Source organism: Actinomadura madurae, from assembly GCF_900115095.1.
Lineage (GTDB): Bacteria > Actinomycetota > Actinomycetes > Streptosporangiales > Streptosporangiaceae > Spirillospora > Spirillospora madurae.
Genome location: NZ_FOVH01000004.1, coordinates 67,762 through 83,850 on the forward strand (window position 1 = coordinate 67,762; position 16,089 = coordinate 83,850).

At 72.6% G+C, this 16,089-nt stretch carries 12 protein-coding genes; 6 read left to right on the forward strand and 6 right to left on the reverse strand.

All coding sequences use genetic code 11. From position 1 onward, the window contains the following. Positions 1-97: 97 nt before the first annotated feature. Positions 98-949 carry a helix-hairpin-helix domain-containing protein gene (locus tag BM339_RS13120; RefSeq protein WP_143118395.1) on the forward strand — a complete coding sequence of 284 codons (852 nt, stop codon included), beginning with the start codon at positions 98-100 and terminating at the stop codon, positions 947-949. Between the two features lie 57 nt (positions 950-1,006). Here BM339_RS13120 and BM339_RS13125 read toward each other — a convergent pair whose 3' ends face one another. The 4 genes from BM339_RS13125 to BM339_RS13145 are packed head-to-tail and all read right to left on the reverse strand — an operon-like array spanning position 1,007 to position 3,994. After that, positions 1,007-1,960: a complex I subunit 1/NuoH family protein gene (locus tag BM339_RS13125; RefSeq protein ID WP_021599199.1), complete on the reverse strand. Its 954-nt coding sequence runs from the start codon at positions 1,958-1,960 to the stop codon at positions 1,007-1,009. After that, entirely contained in the window at positions 1,953-2,504 is a 552-nt protein-coding gene (locus BM339_RS13130) for an NADH-quinone oxidoreductase subunit C (RefSeq protein ID WP_083597601.1), read from the reverse strand. The genes BM339_RS13125 and BM339_RS13130 overlap by 8 nt, the downstream gene beginning before the upstream one ends. Then, entirely contained in the window at positions 2,501-3,595 is a 1,095-nt protein-coding gene (locus BM339_RS52945; protein WP_337959911.1) for an NADH-quinone oxidoreductase subunit NuoB, read from the reverse strand. Before BM339_RS52945 ends, BM339_RS13130 begins: the two co-directional genes overlap by 4 nt. Positions 3,596-3,622: 27 nt before the next feature. Continuing rightward, on the reverse strand, positions 3,623-3,994 hold the full coding sequence (locus tag BM339_RS13145) for an NADH-quinone oxidoreductase subunit A (RefSeq protein WP_024934207.1): 372 nt from the start codon (positions 3,992-3,994) through the stop codon (positions 3,623-3,625). A 397-nt stretch (positions 3,995-4,391) separates the two neighbouring features. Here BM339_RS13145 and BM339_RS13150 point away from each other — a divergent pair, with 397 nt between their 5' ends. The 5 genes from BM339_RS13150 (at position 4,392) to BM339_RS13170 (ending at position 12,575) form a co-directional block, all read left to right on the forward strand. After that, complete coding sequence (locus BM339_RS13150) at positions 4,392-5,423, forward strand: hypothetical protein (protein ID WP_021599203.1); 1,032 nt, start codon at positions 4,392-4,394, stop codon at positions 5,421-5,423. Between the two features lie 818 nt (positions 5,424-6,241). Continuing rightward, on the forward strand, positions 6,242-7,471 hold the full coding sequence (locus BM339_RS13155) for a LolA-like protein (RefSeq protein WP_143118396.1): 1,230 nt from the start codon (positions 6,242-6,244) through the stop codon (positions 7,469-7,471). 425 nt (positions 7,472-7,896) lie between these two features. After that, entirely contained in the window at positions 7,897-9,753 is a 1,857-nt protein-coding gene (locus tag BM339_RS13160) for a 2-oxoacid:acceptor oxidoreductase subunit alpha (RefSeq protein ID WP_021599062.1), read from the forward strand. Next, the gene (locus BM339_RS13165; RefSeq protein ID WP_075021012.1) at positions 9,746-10,831 is read left to right on the forward strand and encodes a 2-oxoacid:ferredoxin oxidoreductase subunit beta; all 1,086 of its coding nucleotides are present in this window, start codon (positions 9,746-9,748) and stop codon (positions 10,829-10,831) included. The genes BM339_RS13160 and BM339_RS13165 overlap by 8 nt, the downstream gene beginning before the upstream one ends. 1,084 nt (positions 10,832-11,915) lie before the next feature. Continuing rightward, positions 11,916-12,575 carry a SecDF P1 head subdomain-containing protein gene (locus BM339_RS13170; RefSeq protein WP_021599060.1) on the forward strand — a complete coding sequence of 220 codons (660 nt, stop codon included), beginning with the start codon at positions 11,916-11,918 and terminating at the stop codon, positions 12,573-12,575. A gap of 3 nt (positions 12,576-12,578) precedes the next feature. Here BM339_RS13170 and BM339_RS13175 read toward each other — a convergent pair whose 3' ends face one another. Both BM339_RS13175 and BM339_RS52440 read right to left on the reverse strand, forming a co-directional pair. Continuing rightward, complete coding sequence (locus tag BM339_RS13175) at positions 12,579-13,406, reverse strand: YceI family protein (RefSeq protein ID WP_033330143.1); 828 nt, start codon at positions 13,404-13,406, stop codon at positions 12,579-12,581. Between the two features lie 59 nt (positions 13,407-13,465). Then, positions 13,466-16,024, reverse strand: coding sequence for an MFS transporter (locus BM339_RS52440; protein WP_075021013.1), 2,559 nt, complete (start codon positions 16,022-16,024; stop codon positions 13,466-13,468). Between the last annotated feature and the right edge of the window lie 65 nt (positions 16,025-16,089).

Sequence of the window (16,089 nt, forward strand, 5' to 3'; positions counted from 1 at the left end):
CGCACGATCGTCACGAGGGGAACGCGATGGGCTCCGCGTTCGTCCAACCAGGAGCAGACCGTGTGGTGAACGGCGGTCTCACGGGCAGGGAGGGCATGTGAATCATCACGCGGACCGCCCTTCCGATCCGGGGCCCGGTCACCACCCCCGCCCCGCGTCCGACCGCACGCGTCCCACGTCCGCTCGTCCGCGTCCGCCGGCCGACCGCGCCCGCCCGCCGCACCGCCCGCCGCACACGCAGCCGGGCTGGCGGCCGCCCTATCCGGGCCCGCCCGTGCCGCCTCGGCCGCCGCTGCCGCCGCCCATCCCGGCGCCGGCCCCCGAGACGACCCGCGGCGTCCTGTGGGCCTCGGTCCCGTTCATGACCCTCGGGTACGGGACGCCGTTCTCGTTCCTCTACGCCGCCATCCGGCGGGGCTCGTGGGGGCTCGGCGTGACCGCCGCCGGGTACGGCGTGGGCACGGCCGGCGTCCTGACGCTGTTGCAGTCCGGCGATCCGGTGCTGACCGTCGTCGGCTCGTTCATCGCGATCCTGCTGTGGATCGCGGGCACCGGGCACGCGTTCGCCGTCCGGAGGGAGGTCTTTCCGCGCGAGGTCCCCCGCAACCGGCTCAACGAGCACGCCATCGAGGTCGCGAAGTACCGCCGGTCGCTGCGGGACGAGGCCCGCGCGCTCGCCGCCGAGGACCCGGCGCTCGCCCGCGAGCTGCGGATCGGCCGCCCCGACCAGCCCCGCGCCTACGACGACGGCGGCCTCGTCGACGTCAACCACGCGCCGCGGGACATCATCGAGGCGCTGCCCGGCATGACGCCGGAGATCGCCGGCCGGATCATCGCCCGCCGCGAGGAGACCGGCGGGTTCCTGTCGGCCGAGGAGATGGCCGTGGACGCCGACGTCCCGCCGGACGTCCTCCCGCAGATGGCCGACTACACGATCTTCCTCAGATGATCCCCGGCTCAGATGATCCCGGCTCGGATGAGGCTCAGATGATCAGAGCGCGACCTTTCAGAGCGCGACCTTGAGGACGCCGGTCAGCGCGAGCTGGGCGAGGGACAGCGGGACGAGCCAGGCCCAGGCGAGCTTCTGGAGCTGGTCCTCGCGCATGCGCGGGTAGCTGACGCGCAGCCAGATCACGCAGAACGCGAGCACGCCGCCCTTGAGCAGCGTCCACAGCCAGCCGAGCTCGGTGTTCAGGAACGGCCCCTTCCACCCGCCGAGGAACAGGACGGCCGTCAGCCCGCACAGCACCACGATCCCGGCGTACTCGGCCAGGAGGAACAGCGCGAACCGGAGCCCGCCGTACTCGGTGTACGGACCGAAGATGATCTCCGAGTCGGCGACCGGCATGTCGAACGGCGGGCGGCGCAGCTCGGCCAGGCCCGCGACGAAGAACACCACGCCGCCGACCGCCTGCCACGGCAGCCACCACCAGCGCCACTCCTCGACGACGCCCTGCAGGGAGAGCGTCCCCGCCGCCATCGCCACCGACGACGCCGCGAACACCATCGGCAGCTCGTACGACATCAGCTGCGCCGCGACCCGCATCCCGCCGAGCAGCGAGTACTTGTTCGCACTCGCCCAGCCCGCCATGATCGCGCCGATCACGCCGACGCCCATCACGGCGAGCGCGAAGAAGATCCCGGGACCGAGGTCGAGCGCGACCTGCCCGCCCGGACCGACCGGGATCACGAGCAGGACCAGCAGGTACGGGACGATCGCGACGCCCGGCGCCAGCTTGAACACCCACCGGTCGGCGTCGCGCGGGACGACGTCCTCCTTCTGCGCGAACTTCACCCCGTCGGCGACGAGCTGCGCCCAGCCGTGGAACCCGCCCGCGTACATGGGCCCGAGACGGCCCTGCATGTGCGCCATCACCTTGTGCTCGGCCTGCCCGACCAGCAGCGGCAGCAGCGCGAACGCCCCGGCCACCAGGACCAGCTTGACCACGATCTCAAGCATTCGGTCCCCAATCCTCCGGCACGCCGGGCGGGCGGACACGGCGGCGGCTCGGCGCCCCGTGCCCCGATTCGCCCGGTTCCTTGGCGCCGGGCCACGGCTTGGCGACGCGGGCGGCGAGCACGAAGTCCTTGCGCAGCGGATGACCCTGGAAACCGTCCGGCAGCAGCAGCGGGACGAGGTTCGGGTGGCCCTCGAACAGGATGCCGAACATCTCCGCCGTCTCCCGCTCGTGCCACGCCGCGCCCCGGTACACGCCGGTCGCGGTCGCGAGGACCGGGGCCCGCTTCGGGACGCGCGTCCGGATCAGCAGATGGTGGCGGCGCTCCAGCGAGTACACGTGGACGACGACCGCGAAGCCCTCGTCCACCTCGTCCACGCCGGTCAGCCAGTCGAAGAAGCCGCAGGCGAGGTCGTCGCGGGCGAACGTCAGCGCGTCGATCCAGTTCTCGGGCGGCACGCCGACGGCCAGGCCGCCGTGGGTCTCCTCGGTGGTGATCTCGTCGCCGAAGCGCGCCGTCCAGGCGTCGGTCAGTGCCTCGCTCACCGGTCACGCCCGATCCGGTCGTCGTGGTCGTCGTCCGTCATGCCGGGGATGATCGACGGGTCGTGCCGGCGGCGCTCGTCCTCGTCCGCGCCATCGGCCGCGTCCCCGTCCTCGACCGGCGGGACGGGGCGCGTGACCTCCTCGTCCGAGACGGTCGGGACGGGCGCCGTGGCCTGCTCGTCCTCGGGCGGCGCCGTGGCGGGCTCGTCCTCGACGGTCGGCACCGGGGCCGTGGCCTGCTCGTCGGCGACGGTCGGCACGGGGGCCGTGGCCTGATCATCCGCGACGACGCGGTTGGGCCGCGTCACGTCGTCCGGCTCGGCGGGCTGCTCCGCGGATTCGGCCTCGGGTTCGGCCGCGGGCCGGGCCTCGGGTTCGGGCGCTTCGGGCAGGTCGGCGTCGCCGAGGTGCCGGACCGGCATGGTCTCGTCCTCGGCCCCCTCGCCCACCTGCTCGCCCGCCCCCTCGTCCTGGACGCTCCAGTGGTCGAAGGTCTCGTCCGCCTCCGGCGGGGGCGGTTGCAGCGGGCGGCGCAGGACGGTCGCCGACAGCGGGCGCGGCTCCGGCGGCGGGCTGAGCGACTCGCCGCCGTTGTAGCGGTCGCCGAGCGACTCAGCCGCGATCTTCTCCTGGAGGTGGACGATGCCGTGCAGCAGCGCCTCGGGACGCGGCGGGCACCCGGGCACGTAGACGTCCACCGGGATGATCTGGTCGACGCCCTTCGTCACGCAGTACGAGTCCCAGTACGGGCCGCCGCAGTTGGAGCAGGCGCCGAAGGAGATCACGTACTTCGGCTCCGGCATCTGCTCGTACAGGCGCCGCACCGCGGGCGCCATCTTGTCGCTGACGGTCCCGGAGACGACCATCAGGTCGGCCTGCCGCGGACCCGGCGCGAACGGGATGACGCCGAGCCGGATGAAGTCGTGCCTGCTCATCGAGGTCGCGATGAACTCGATGGCGCAGCAGGCCAGGCCGAAGTTGAAGACCCACAGTGAGTAGCGGCGTCCCCAGTTGAGCACGAACTTGATCGGCTTCGGCGCGACCCGCGACAGCGGCCCGACGCTCGGCGGCGGTAGATCCACAGTGCCCACGACGCCATTGTTACAGCGCCGGGCGGCTCAAACCCAGGAGAGGACGCCCTTCTTGCCCGCGTACGCGAGCCCGGCGGCCAGGAACGCGAGGAACACGAACATCTCGCCGAGGGTCGTCGCCCCGTAGCCGGGGGCCGAGAAGACGGTCGCCCAGGGGAACAGGAACACCGCGTCCACCGCGAACACCACGTACAGGTAGGCGAAGACGTAGTAGCGCACGTAGGAGTGCGCCCAGCCCTCGCCGACCGGGTCGACGCCGCACTCGTACGTGGTCAGCTTCTCCGCGGTCGGACGGTCGGGACGGAGCAGCCGGTTCGCGCCGAGCGCGCCGCCGACGATCCCGGCGCCCGCGAGGAGCAGCACGACCACGACGACATATGTGTCGAAATAGTTATGCACCAGATCCTCCTCGCTTGCGTCTCATCCAGTATCCCCGCAGCTGCATCAAGGAGTGTGGCCTTGTACCTCCACCCCGGTGGATCACAATGCCAGACTTTTGCTGCACACTAGGTTTGCATGGGGTCACTATGACCTGGAAGGACGTGACCGGATGAGCAACCCTCCGCCTCCCCCGGGCTGGGAATCCCCGGGCGGTGCCTCCTGGCCGCCTCCGCCGCCGCCAGCGGGCCCGGGCGGGCCCGGTCCCGGCGGGCCCGGAAGCCCAGGTCCGGGCGGGCCTCCCCCGCCCGGCGGCTTCGGCGGCCCCGGAACCCCGCCCCCCTTCTTCCCCCCGCCCCCCGGCTCCCCGATGGGCCCCGCGATGCCGCCGCCCAGGCGCGGCGGAGGCGGCGGCCTGGTGATCGGACTGATCGGCGGCGGCCTCGTGCTGCTGGTCCTGATCGCCGTCGTGGTGTTCGTGGTGGCGAGCAACAGCGGCAAGTCGCCCGAGGAGAAACTGACCGCCGCGGCGAGCAACCTCGACTCGGCCCGCGCCGTCGGCCTGAAGGGCACGTTCGGCGGCGGCGAGACGCTGCGCGGCGAGCTGAACGTCACCAAGGGCGGCCGCGCGATGGGGCCCGTCAGCTGGAACGGCGACCAGGTAACGGTCCTGTCCGCCGACGGCAAGCTGTTCGTGAAGGCCGACAAGACCTACTGGTCGAAGGAGATCTCCAGCACCGAGGACCCGTACTACCTCAGCTCCGGCGAGCAGTGGGGCCGGCTGAGCGCGGACGAGCTCGACCTCGACTTCAAGACGCAGCTCACCCCGACCGCGCTGGCGAGCAAGATCCGCTCGGCCCGGACGTCGCGCGTCAAGCCGATCGAGACGACGTGGTCCGGCAAGAAGGCGCTGAAGTTCAGCACCTTCTCCTCGACCCTCTACATCACCGACGAGAACGACGCCGAGCTGCTGCGCTACGAGGCGACCACGCCGCGCGTCACGCTGGACGTCATCCCGAAGGACTCCAGCGACGCCTCGTCCCTCATCTCGGACATGCGCACCAGCATGGGCGAGCTGAAGGACTCCTTCAACGGCTCGGCCCGGCCGACAGTCGACGAGTGGAAGAAGGGCGGCTGCAACGGCGACTCCGGCTGCACGGTGGAGGCCAAGATCCGTCCGCCGTACGACGTGGAGAAGCCCGTCACGATCGATGTCCGGTTCCGGCTCACCGCCGGGACGCTGACCGGCCGTGACCTCGGCAACTGCACGACCCGCATCACGATCAGCAGCTCGCTGTCGCAGTGGGCGAGCTGCCGCGTCACCAGCAGCGCGTGGACGAGCTGGGCCAAGGCCACCGGCGGCACCTTCTACAAGCACGCCCAGTACAAGGTGATCGGTGCCACGTCCTCGGAAGTTCAGGCTCTGCAGAGCGGGCTCGACAGCGAATGAGGCCGCAGGTGAGGCGCGTCCCGCGCTGATCCGAGGCCGCCCGGGTGCCCGGTGGCGCTCCCTCCGTCCGGAGGGAAGCGCCGCCGGGCACCCTTATGCTCTTCGTGGACGCCCCTCCAGGGCCCCGGCGGCCGACCCCCACCCCCCGGAACGGTCCCGAGCCCCGTCGGCATCTCCTGGAGAGGGCCGCTGATCCCTTGCTTTGTGCCTGACGGAAGGGCCCCGACCCGGGCCCCGGAAGTGAGCAGAGTGAGCCCCGAGTGAGCGCTGAACAGGACGAGCCGTCGCAGGCGGCCTCCGCCCGCCCCCCGTCCGCGGACGCCCAGTCCCCGGACGACCCCGGGGAGGCCCTACACGGCCCCCACCCCGGCGACGTCCACGTAGCCGGGGCCCCGCCACCCCGGCCGTCCCCACCGCCCCCTCCGACCGCGGCGGCACCACCGCAGGGCCCGCCCCCGGCGGACGAAGCGAACCCGGCCGCAACGCAGCAGCCCGCTCCACCCCCACCCGGCGGCCCCGCCATGCCGCCCGGCACCGCCCCGTCCAACGGCTCCGCAAAACCGAGCGGCAACACCCCACCGGGGGGCACTGCCACACCCGGCGTCCCGGGCACGCCAAGCGGCCCCGGCAGCTCCGACACACCCGGTGTCCACCGCACGCCTCGTGATCCCGGCACCCCCATCAACCCCGGCACGCCCGCTGACCCCGGCGCGCCCATCGGCGCCGGAGTGCCGGTCGATCACAGCACGCCTGCTGACCCTGGCACGCCCATCAACCCCGGTATGCCTGGTGGGCCGGTCATGCCGGGGAATCCGGTCATGCCACGTAAGCCGGTGCCGTTGAAGCGGCGACGGCGGGCTCGGGTGCTCGTGGTCGCGGGGGCGGCGGCCGTGCTGGTCGCCGCCGTCGCCGTGACCGCCGGGGCGCTCGCCGGGGGTGGGGAGGCGCCGAAGAAGAAGCCCAAGGCCACCGTGTCCGCCGCGCCTCCGGCGTGGACGGTCGCGGCGGGGCGGGCGCTCACGTCCGGGACGGGCCTGCGCTACGACGGCACCCTGACGGTCAACGGGCAGCCCGTCCAGGCGCATCTGCGGGTGACGCCGTCCGGCGCCGTGACCGGGACGTTCACCGCGGGCCTACTGAAAGCGGACGTCGTCGCGATCGACGGGGACACCTACCTCAAGGCCGCGCCGGCGTTCTGGCAGACCTACGCCGGCGGCGTCGCGCACCCGGAGTACTACGCCGGACGCTGGTCCAAGGCGCCCGCGTCCATGCCCGGGTTCGACGTGCCGGACGTCCTCGGCCCGGAGGCGATCGCCGAGTCGCTGGCCAAGGCCCCGGCGGAACCGCCCACCGAGAACGTGAACGGCGTCCGCGCGTACCGGGTCAAGACGCCGGGCGCGGAGTACCTGCTGACGGCGGCGGCCCCGCACCGGCTGCTGGCCGTGCGTCCGGCCGGCCAGGCCGGGCCGCGCTTCACCGTCGCGCCCGTGACGGCGCCGGCGACGCTGTTCGCCGAACTGCGGCCGCGGGTGGCCCGGCTCGGCGGGGCCGCCGACCCGGGCCTGCGCTTCACCCCGGGGACGCTGACGTTCCGCAACTGCGACCAGAACACCAACGGCTGCACGGTGAGCGTCCCTGCCACGCTCGCCTCGCCCGCGGGGGCGGTGCCGGACGGGGCGCGGGCCGCGCTGCGGGCGGCGATCACGTCCCGGGGCAAGCCGCTCGGGTCGTGCACCGGGTCGGGTCCGGTCCCGGCCAACCGGGCGCTGGTGCTGCGCTGCACCGTCACGAGCAGGCTGTGGCGGAACTGGATGCGCGCGGCCCTCGACAACCCCGGCTCGTACCCGTACGAGGCCACCGCCCGCGTCGTCGGTGAGGCGCTCGACGCCGCCGACGTGCCGGACCTGCTGGCGCGTGTCGACAAGGAGCGGAAGGCGGTCATGCGGCGGGCGCCGTCCACGCCGGGCCCGTCGGTGTCGGCGGAACCGTCCGGCACGCGCACGCCGCGGCCGGAAGTCGCCACATCACGGACACCAGGGACACCATAGGTCCCACGTTCAGGGGCGGTGCCCTCGGCCGTGATTCCGGCTGTCTACACTTCGGGTCGTGAACTCCACGCCCCTGGGGAGCCGCGGCTTCTCGACGAGTCCCGTGCGGCGGTTGGTCAGGCGACTGCACGTCGACCTGTGCCGGCAGCGCAGCAGCCTGTGTTCGCGATGAACTCGGGGACCCGTCCAGGTCGTATCCCCGGATAGGACGCGCGGAGCGGTCGCCGCCCGTCAGTGCCTTCCGGCACAGCCTCCAAGACCCGCGGCCACCGGTACGGGACGACCTACGCCCCCGTCCCGCTGAGCGGCCCGTCCCCGATAACACCATCCGATCCCGGACATACCATGAAGGTAAGCCTTAGTAGCATCACGATCCTGGGCGCCTCCCCCAGGACGGATGCTGCGCGTCGAGGAGGTCTTCCTCTGTGACCAAACAGGTCCAGCAGCTCGACCGCGTCATCATCCGTTTCGCCGGAGACTCCGGCGACGGCATGCAGCTGACCGGCGACCGCTTCACCCAGGAGACCGCGGCGTTCGGCAACGACCTGTCGACGTTGCCGAACTTCCCGGCCGAAATCCGCGCCCCCGCCGGGACCCTCCCCGGCGTGTCCAGCTTCCAACTGCACTTCGCCGACCACGACATCCTGACGCCGGGCGACGCGCCCAACGTCCTGGTCGCGATGAATCCCGCCGCGCTCAAGGCCAACCTCGCGGACCTGCCGCGCGGCGCGGACCTGATCGTCAACACCGACGAGTTCACCAAGCGCAACCTGTCCAAGGTCGGCTACGAGACCAGTCCCGTCGAGGACGACTCGCTCGCCGAGTACCGGGTGCACGCGCTGCCGCTCACCTCGATGACGGTGACGGCCCTCGCCGACTTCGACATCTCCAAGAAGGACGCCGAGCGCGCGAAGAACATGTTCGCGCTCGGGCTGCTGTCGTGGCTGTACCACCGTCCCACCGAGGGGACGCTCGCCTTCCTGGAGAAGAAGTTCGCCTCCAAGCCCGAGATCATGAAGGCCAACATCGCGGCCTTCCAGGCGGGCTGGTCGTACGGCGAGACCACCGAGGCGTTCTCGGTGCAGTACGAGATCAAGCCGGCGCAGCACGAGCCCGGCCTGTACCGCAACATCACCGGGAACATCGCGCTGTCGTACGGGCTGGTCGCCGCCGGCGTGCAGAGCGGCCTGCCGATCTTCCTCGGCTCGTACCCGATCACCCCGGCGTCCGACATCCTGCACGAGATGTCCAAGCACAAGAGGTTCGGCGTCCGGACGTTCCAGGCCGAGGACGAGATCGCCGCCGTCGGCGCGGCGCTCGGCGCCTCCTTCGGCGGGTCGCTCGGCGTCACCACGACGTCCGGGCCCGGTATCGCGCTGAAGAGCGAGACGATCGGCCTCGGCGTCGCGACGGAGCTTCCGCTGCTGGTCATCGACGTGCAGCGGGCCGGGCCGTCCACCGGGCTGCCGACCAAGACCGAGCAGGCCGACCTGCTGCAGGCCATGCACGGCCGCAACGGCGAGGCGCCCGTCCCGGTGATCGCGCCGCAGTCCCCGTCGGACTGCTTCGACGCGGCGCTGGAGGCGGCCCGGATCGCGGTGAAGTACCGCACGCCGGTGATCCTGCTGTCGGACGGCTACCTCGCCAACGGGTCCGAGCCGTGGAAGCTGCCGGACGTCGCGGCGCTGCCGACGATCGAGCCCGACTTCGCGGCCCCGTCGCAGGAGAACTTCGAGCCGTTCCGCCGCGACCCCGACACCCTCGCCCGCCCCTGGGCGATCCCGGGCACGGCCGGGCTGGAGCACCGGATCGGCGGCCTGGAGAAGGCCGACGTCACCGGCAACATCTCCTACGACCCCACCAACCACGACACGATGGTCCGGCTCCGCCAGGCCAAGGTCGACGGGATCGCGAACGACATCGACCCGCTCGCCGTGGACGACCCGTCCGCTGCCGCGGGGCAGCCTAAAGCACGCGTGCTCGTGATCGGCTGGGGCGGGACGTACGGGGCGATCTCGGCTGCCGTCCGGCGCGTCCGGGCGTCCGGGCGGAAGATCGCGCAGGCCCACCTTCGCCACCTCAACCCGTTCCCGGCGAACCTGCCCGACGTGCTCCGCTCCTACGACAAGGTCGTGGTGCCGGAGATCAACCTCGGCCAGCTCGCGCTGCTGCTGCGCGGCCGGCTCCTCATCGACGTGATCGGCTACAACCAGGTCCGCGGCCTGCCCTTCAAGGCCGAAGAGCTGCAGGGCGTCTTCCAGGATGTGATCGACAGTGAGTGAGAACGGCTCCAGCGGAAACGGCGCCGTCAACGGCAACGGGAAGTCGCTGCTCTCCCTCGTCCCGAAGGCGGAGGGGAAGCAGACGCTCAAGGACTTCAAGACCGACCAGGAGGTGCGCTGGTGCCCCGGGTGCGGTGACTACGCGATCCTCGCGGCCGTCCAGTCCTTCCTGCCCGAGCTCGGGCTGCGCCGCGAGAACATCACGTTCGTCTCCGGCATCGGCTGCTCGTCCCGGTTCCCGTACTACATGAACACCTACGGGTTCCACTCGATCCACGGCCGCGCGCCCGCGATCGCGACGGGGCTCGCGACGTCCCGTCCCGACCTGTCGGTGTGGGTCGTGACGGGGGACGGCGACGCGCTGTCCATCGGCGGCAACCACCTGATCCACGCGCTGCGCCGCAACGTCAACCTGAAGATCCTGCTGTTCAACAACCGGATCTACGGGCTGACGAAGGGCCAGTACTCGCCGACGTCCGAGCTCGGCAAGATCACCAAGTCGACGCCGATGGGGTCGCTGGACGCCCCGTTCAACCCGCTGTCGCTAGCGATCGGCGCGGAGGGCACGTTCGTCGCCCGCACCATCGACTCCGACCGCAAGCATCTGCAGTCGGTCCTGCGGGCCGCCGCGCAGCACCGCGGCACCGCGCTCGTCGAGATCTACCAGAACTGCAACATCTTCAACGACAACGCGTTCGAGCCGCTGAAGGACGCGTCCGTCCGCGACGACGTCACGGTGCGGCTGGAGCACGGCGAGCCCATCGTGTTCGGCGCCGACCGGTCCAAGGCGCTGCGCCGCTCGCCGTCCGGGTCGTTCGAGGTCGTGAACGCGGCGGACGTCGACGCGTCCGAGATCGCCGTGCACGACGCCCACAACCCGGACCCGTCGCAGGCGTTCGCGCTGTCGCGGCTGGACCAGCCCGCGTTCGAGCACACCCCGATCGGCATCTTCCGGGACGTCGACCGCCCGTCCTACGACGAGCTGATGCGGGCCCAGCTCGACGACGCCGCCCAGACGCAGGGCGAGGGCGACCTCGCCGCGCTGCTCGGCAGCGGCGACACCTGGCGCATCGACTAGCGCGCGTCCGAAGGCCCGGCCCCGGTTCGGCGGGGCCGGGCCTTCGCGCGCTTCGAACGCCCGCGGACGGGGCACGGTTCATCACATGGTGAGCGACGGGCACCCCGCGGCGGTCTTCCCGGCGGGACACGGTGCGGGACGGCGACTCATCCTGAAAGACTGAGGAGATCATGGAGCCGGGGAGGTGCCGATGCGGGTCATACCGCGCCGCAGCAAGGGACGTCAGCGCGACGACGAACCCACCGGCCCCCCGCCCCAGCCCCCCACCCCGCAGCCAGACGACACTTCACAGCCTGACGAGAAGACCCCTCAAACCACTCCGGCGCAACCAGACGCCACCACCCGGCCCGTCGCCCCGACGCAGCCGGACGCCCCAGCGCAGCCCGGCGACACAGCACAGGCCGCCGCTTCAACGCAGCCCGTCGGTTCCACACGAGCCGACCTTCCAGCACAGCCCGGCAGCACGACACAGCCGGACGGCTCGGCGCAGCCCGGCGGATCGGCGCGCCCCGACAACGTGACGCAGCAACTCGGCACGGCACAGCCCGGTCCAGTGCAGCCCAGCGACACGGCACAGGCTGGCAATCCAGCACAGGCTGGCGACACAACGCAGCCCAGCGGCTCAACCCAACAGAGGGGCTCGACGAAACCCGGCAATCCGGCGCAGCCCAGCGGTTCAGCGCAAGCTGGCGACATGGCGCAAGGCAGCGGTCCCGCGCAAGGCAGCGGTCCCGCGCAAGGCAGCCGTTCCGCGCAGGGTGGTGGTTCCGCGCAAGCTGGCGACACGGCGCAGGGCAGCGGTCCCGCGCACGGCAGTGGTCCCGCGCAGGGCAGCGGTCCCGCACACGGCAGCGGTTCCGCGCAAGGCAGCGGTTCCGCGCAGGGTGGTGGTTCGGCGCCGGGTGGGGACCCGGCGCGGGGTGGCGGGGCGACGCGGCCGCTTGGTGCGGCAGGGCACGGTGGCGGCGGTGCGGCTCCGGAGGGTGGAGAGGCCGTCGTGGGGCCCGCTCAGCCCTATCGGCCGACGACGGTGCCCGGTGGGAATCCCGCGGAGGAGCGTAAGGAGGAGGGGCGGACGACGGCTGTGCTGCCCGCCCCGGCGGTCTCTGAGGCGGCGCGGCGGCGGGCGCGGGCGGCGGCGCGGCGGCGGGAGGCGGCGGAGGCGAAGCGGAACCGGGCGGCGCACCGTCCGGGACGGCCGCCCCGGGCGGTCCCGCCGGCGCGGGCGGCCGACCAGCACCGGTCGGCGCTGCTGGTGATGGTGCTGACGCTCGGGCTGCTGATCGCGGCGGTCGCGGTGACGGGCGCGATGATCGCGTCCTCGATGCGGACGCGGCCGGTGACGCTCGCCGCGCCACTGCACATCTACCCCGTCGCGCAGGCGGCGCCGGGGCCGTGCCCGGCCGGGACGCAGGGCATCACCGCGCAGTCCGGGGCGGGGCCGACCTGCTACCGGCTCACCCAGGGGATCGCGATCCGCAAGGTCGCCGATCTGCGCGTGCAGAAGTCGCGGGTGCAGCCAGGCGGCTACGACGTGGCGGTGACGCTCCGCCGGGTGGACCGGCAGGCGTTCGCCCAGCTCACCCGCGCGACGGTCGGGCGCGACCTGGCGTTCGTCGTGCGGAACCGGCTCATCACGCTGCCGCGCGTCGACATGGCGATCACCGACGGGAAGGTCGTGGTGACGGGCTCGCCAGACCGGGCCACCGCGAACCGGCTCGTCCGCGACCTCAAGGGGCGGTAGGCGTCACACCTGGGGAAGCTCCTCGCCCTGGAGGGCCTGGATCTCCAGTTCGACGCGGAGGCTCTCGCCGACCAGCGCGATGCCCGCCTCCAGGATCTGGTTGAAGCGGATGCCGAAGTCGGTGCGGCGCAGCTCGGCGGTGGCGCGGAACGCCGACCGGACGCCGCCCCACGGGTCGGCGCCGATGCCGAGGTAGGTCATGTCGAGGTCGACGGGCTGGGTGAGCCCGTTGAGGGTGAGCCGCCCGTGCACCGTCCAGCGGTCGGGGCCGGCGCCGGTCAGCCCGTCGCCCTCATAGGTGATGACCGGGTGGTCGTCGACGTTGAGGAAGTCGGCCGAGCGCAGGTGGTCGTCGCGCATCTTGTTGCCGGTGTCGATGGACGCCGCCTCGATGCGGGCCGTGACGCGCGACTCCTCGACCGGTTCGGCGACCTCGACGCGTCCCTCGAACGCCGCGAAGCGGCCGCGGACGCTCGACAGCCCGAGGTGCTGCGCGACGGCGGCGATGTCGGAGTGCGCCGGGTCGATCGTCCAGGTTCCGGGGGCCGGGAGCTCGGTGCCGCCCGCGCGGCCGAGCACGATCTTCCCGATGTCGGCCGTGCCGGCGCTGGAGACGATCAGCGTCGAGGCGGCGGGCTGGAAGCCCATCGCGGTCACGATCACCGTGTACGTGCCGGCGGGCAGCGGGCCGGCCGCGAGCACGCCGTCCTCGCCGACCTGGTCTCGCGCGACCTGGTTGCCCGCCAGGTCGGTGACCGTGACGATGGCGTGCCGCACCGCCCAGCCGTCCTTCGTCCGCACCGTGCCGCGCAGGCCTCGTTCAGCGTCCATCAGCGACCCGCACTCCAGGTTCTCATCGGGGTTCCCTCCGCCGGACGGATCCGCGCCCGTCATTCGTCGGGGTAGCCGAGCTTCAGGTCGTGGCCGTCCAGCCCGCCGCCCGAAAGCGACAGGCCGGTTGCGACCGGAGGATATCCGGACGCGATCACGGTGTACTGGCCGCCGGTGAGGTCGGTGAACGCGTACTCCCCGTCCGGCCCGGTGATCACCATCGCGACGACGTTGCCGGCGGCGTCCACGAGCGTGACCCGCGCGTCCCCGACCGGCGCGCCGGACTCGTTGCGGACCGTGCCGCGGATCCGGGCGCCGGGCGGCATCTCCACGTCGGCGCGCGTCTGGCCGTTGCCGGTCACCTCCACCGGCAGCGCGACCGGACGGTGCGCCGCGGCGCTCACCGCGAGGGTGTAGGCGCCCGCCGCGATGTTCTCGAACAGGTAGCGCCCGTCGCCGCCGGTGCGGGCGGTGGCGACGACGTCGCCGCGGACGTCGGTGACGACGACCATCGCGTTCGCGACCGGGGCGCTGTCCCCGCCGCGGACCGTTCCGGCAAGGCCGCCGCTGCCGGCCAGCAGCAGGTCGAACTCGACCGGGCGGTCGCCGACGACGAGCGTCGCGGCCTGCGGCTCGTGCCCGCCGGTCGCGGCGATCAGCACGTAGCTGCCGGGGCCCGGGGTCGGCAGCGCGTACCGCCCGTCCTCCTGGGTGATGGCGCGGGCGAGCTGGTGGCCGTCCACGCCGATGAGGGTGAGCGCGGCGGACGGGACGGGCTCGCCGTCGCGGGTCCGGACGACGCCGCGCACGGGCACGCCGCCGTTGCCGCCCTGCCCGTTCTGCTGGGCGAGGAGGCGTACCTGGGTCGCCAGGTCCTGGGCGGCGGGGACCGCGCCGTTCGCCGGCGTCTCCGCCGGGGTGGGGAGCCGCGCGTCCCGGTCGTCGCCGAGGTGCGCGCCGCGGGCGTGCCTGCCGGCCCCGATCGCGGCGACGGCGCCCGTGCGCGCCGCCGGGGCCGGCGGGCGGACGACGCCGTCGTCGGCGGGCGTGGCGGCCGGAGTGTCGGTGCCGCCCCGGTTCGCCGACCCGCGCAGCGGCAGCTCCCGCAGCAACAGGACCGCGACGAAGCCGAGCAGCGCGACCGGGATGGCGTACAGGAAGACGGTCTCCAGCGAGTTGGTGAACGCGTCCTGGATGATGCCCCGGACCTGCGGGGGCAGCTTCTGGATCTCCGCCGGGGAGCCCAGCTCCGGCGCGTCTCCCCCGGACGGCAGCGGAATGCCCGCGGACCGGAAGCCGCCGGTGATCTCGTCCGCCACCCGGTTGGTGAGGATCGCGCCGAACGCGGCGACGCCCATCGCGCCGCCGAGGTTGCGGAAGAACGAGACGCCGGACGTCGTGGACGCGAGGTCGGCGGGCGCGGCGGCATTCTGCGCGGCGAGGATGAGGATCTGCAGGCTGAGGCCCATCCCGACGCCGAGGACGGCGAGGTCGATGCCGATGACCAGCTCCGGGGAGTCGGTGTGCAGCCGCGACAGCAGGTACAGGGATCCGGCGACGCACAGCATCCCGATCACCGGGAAGATCTTGTAGCGGCCCGTCCGGGTGACGATCTGCCCCGAGCCGGTGGACGTGACGAGCATCCCGACGACCAGCGGCAGCGTCATCAGGCCGGACGCGGTGGGGCTCATCCCCTTGACGATCTGCAGGTACTGCGGCATGTAGATCATCACGCCGAACATCGCCATGCCGACGCAGATCGAGATGAACGACGTCAGCAGGAAGGTCGGGTTGCGGAACAGCCGGGGCGGCAGGATCGGGTCGCGGGCGATCCGCTCGGCCACGACCGCGAGCAGGAGCAGCACGGCGGCGCCGCCGAGGAGGCCGTAGGTCCATTCGGAGTCCCAGGCGAACTCCGTCCCGCCCAGGGACAGCACCAGCATCAGCGCGGCGGCGCTGCCGGTGATGGTGAACGCGCCGAAGACGTCGACGCGGGTGTCGCGCCGCACCTTGGGCAGGTGGAGCACCTTCTGGATGACGAGGAACGCGACGACCGCGAGCGGGACGCACACGTAGAAGCACCAGCGCCAGCCGAGGCCGTCGGCGTCCACGATGAACCCGCCGAGCAGCGGCCCGGCGACGGTCGCGACGCCGAACACCGCGCCCATGTAGCCGGCGTAGCGCCCGCGCTGCCGGGGCTCGACCACGTCCCCGAGGATGACCTGGGCGAGCGCGGACAGGCCGCCGACGCCGAGGCCCTGGAACGCGCGGGCCGCGATGAGCTGGCCGATGTTCTGCGACAGCCCGGCGCCCACCGACGCCACCACGAAGAGGAGCAGGGCGGTCTGGAACATCAGCTTGCGCCCGGCGATGTCGGACAGCTTGCCCCACAGCGGGGTGGAGGCGGTCATCGTGAGCAGCGCCGCGCTGGCCACCCAGGAGAGCTTGTCCTGGCCGCCGAGGTCGCCGACGATCGTCGGCAGCGCCGTCGCGACCACCGACGTCGAGAGCATCGACGTCAGCATCGCCATCATCAGCCCGGCGAGGATCTCCAGGATCTGACGATGCGTGTACTGCGGTCGCGCTTGCTCTGGCGTCACCGGGCCGTGCGACGCCATGCTCGCCTGAGCCACCCTGCCCCCATCGGACGATGAGTTACCTGTGCTTTGCATGTACCTTATGT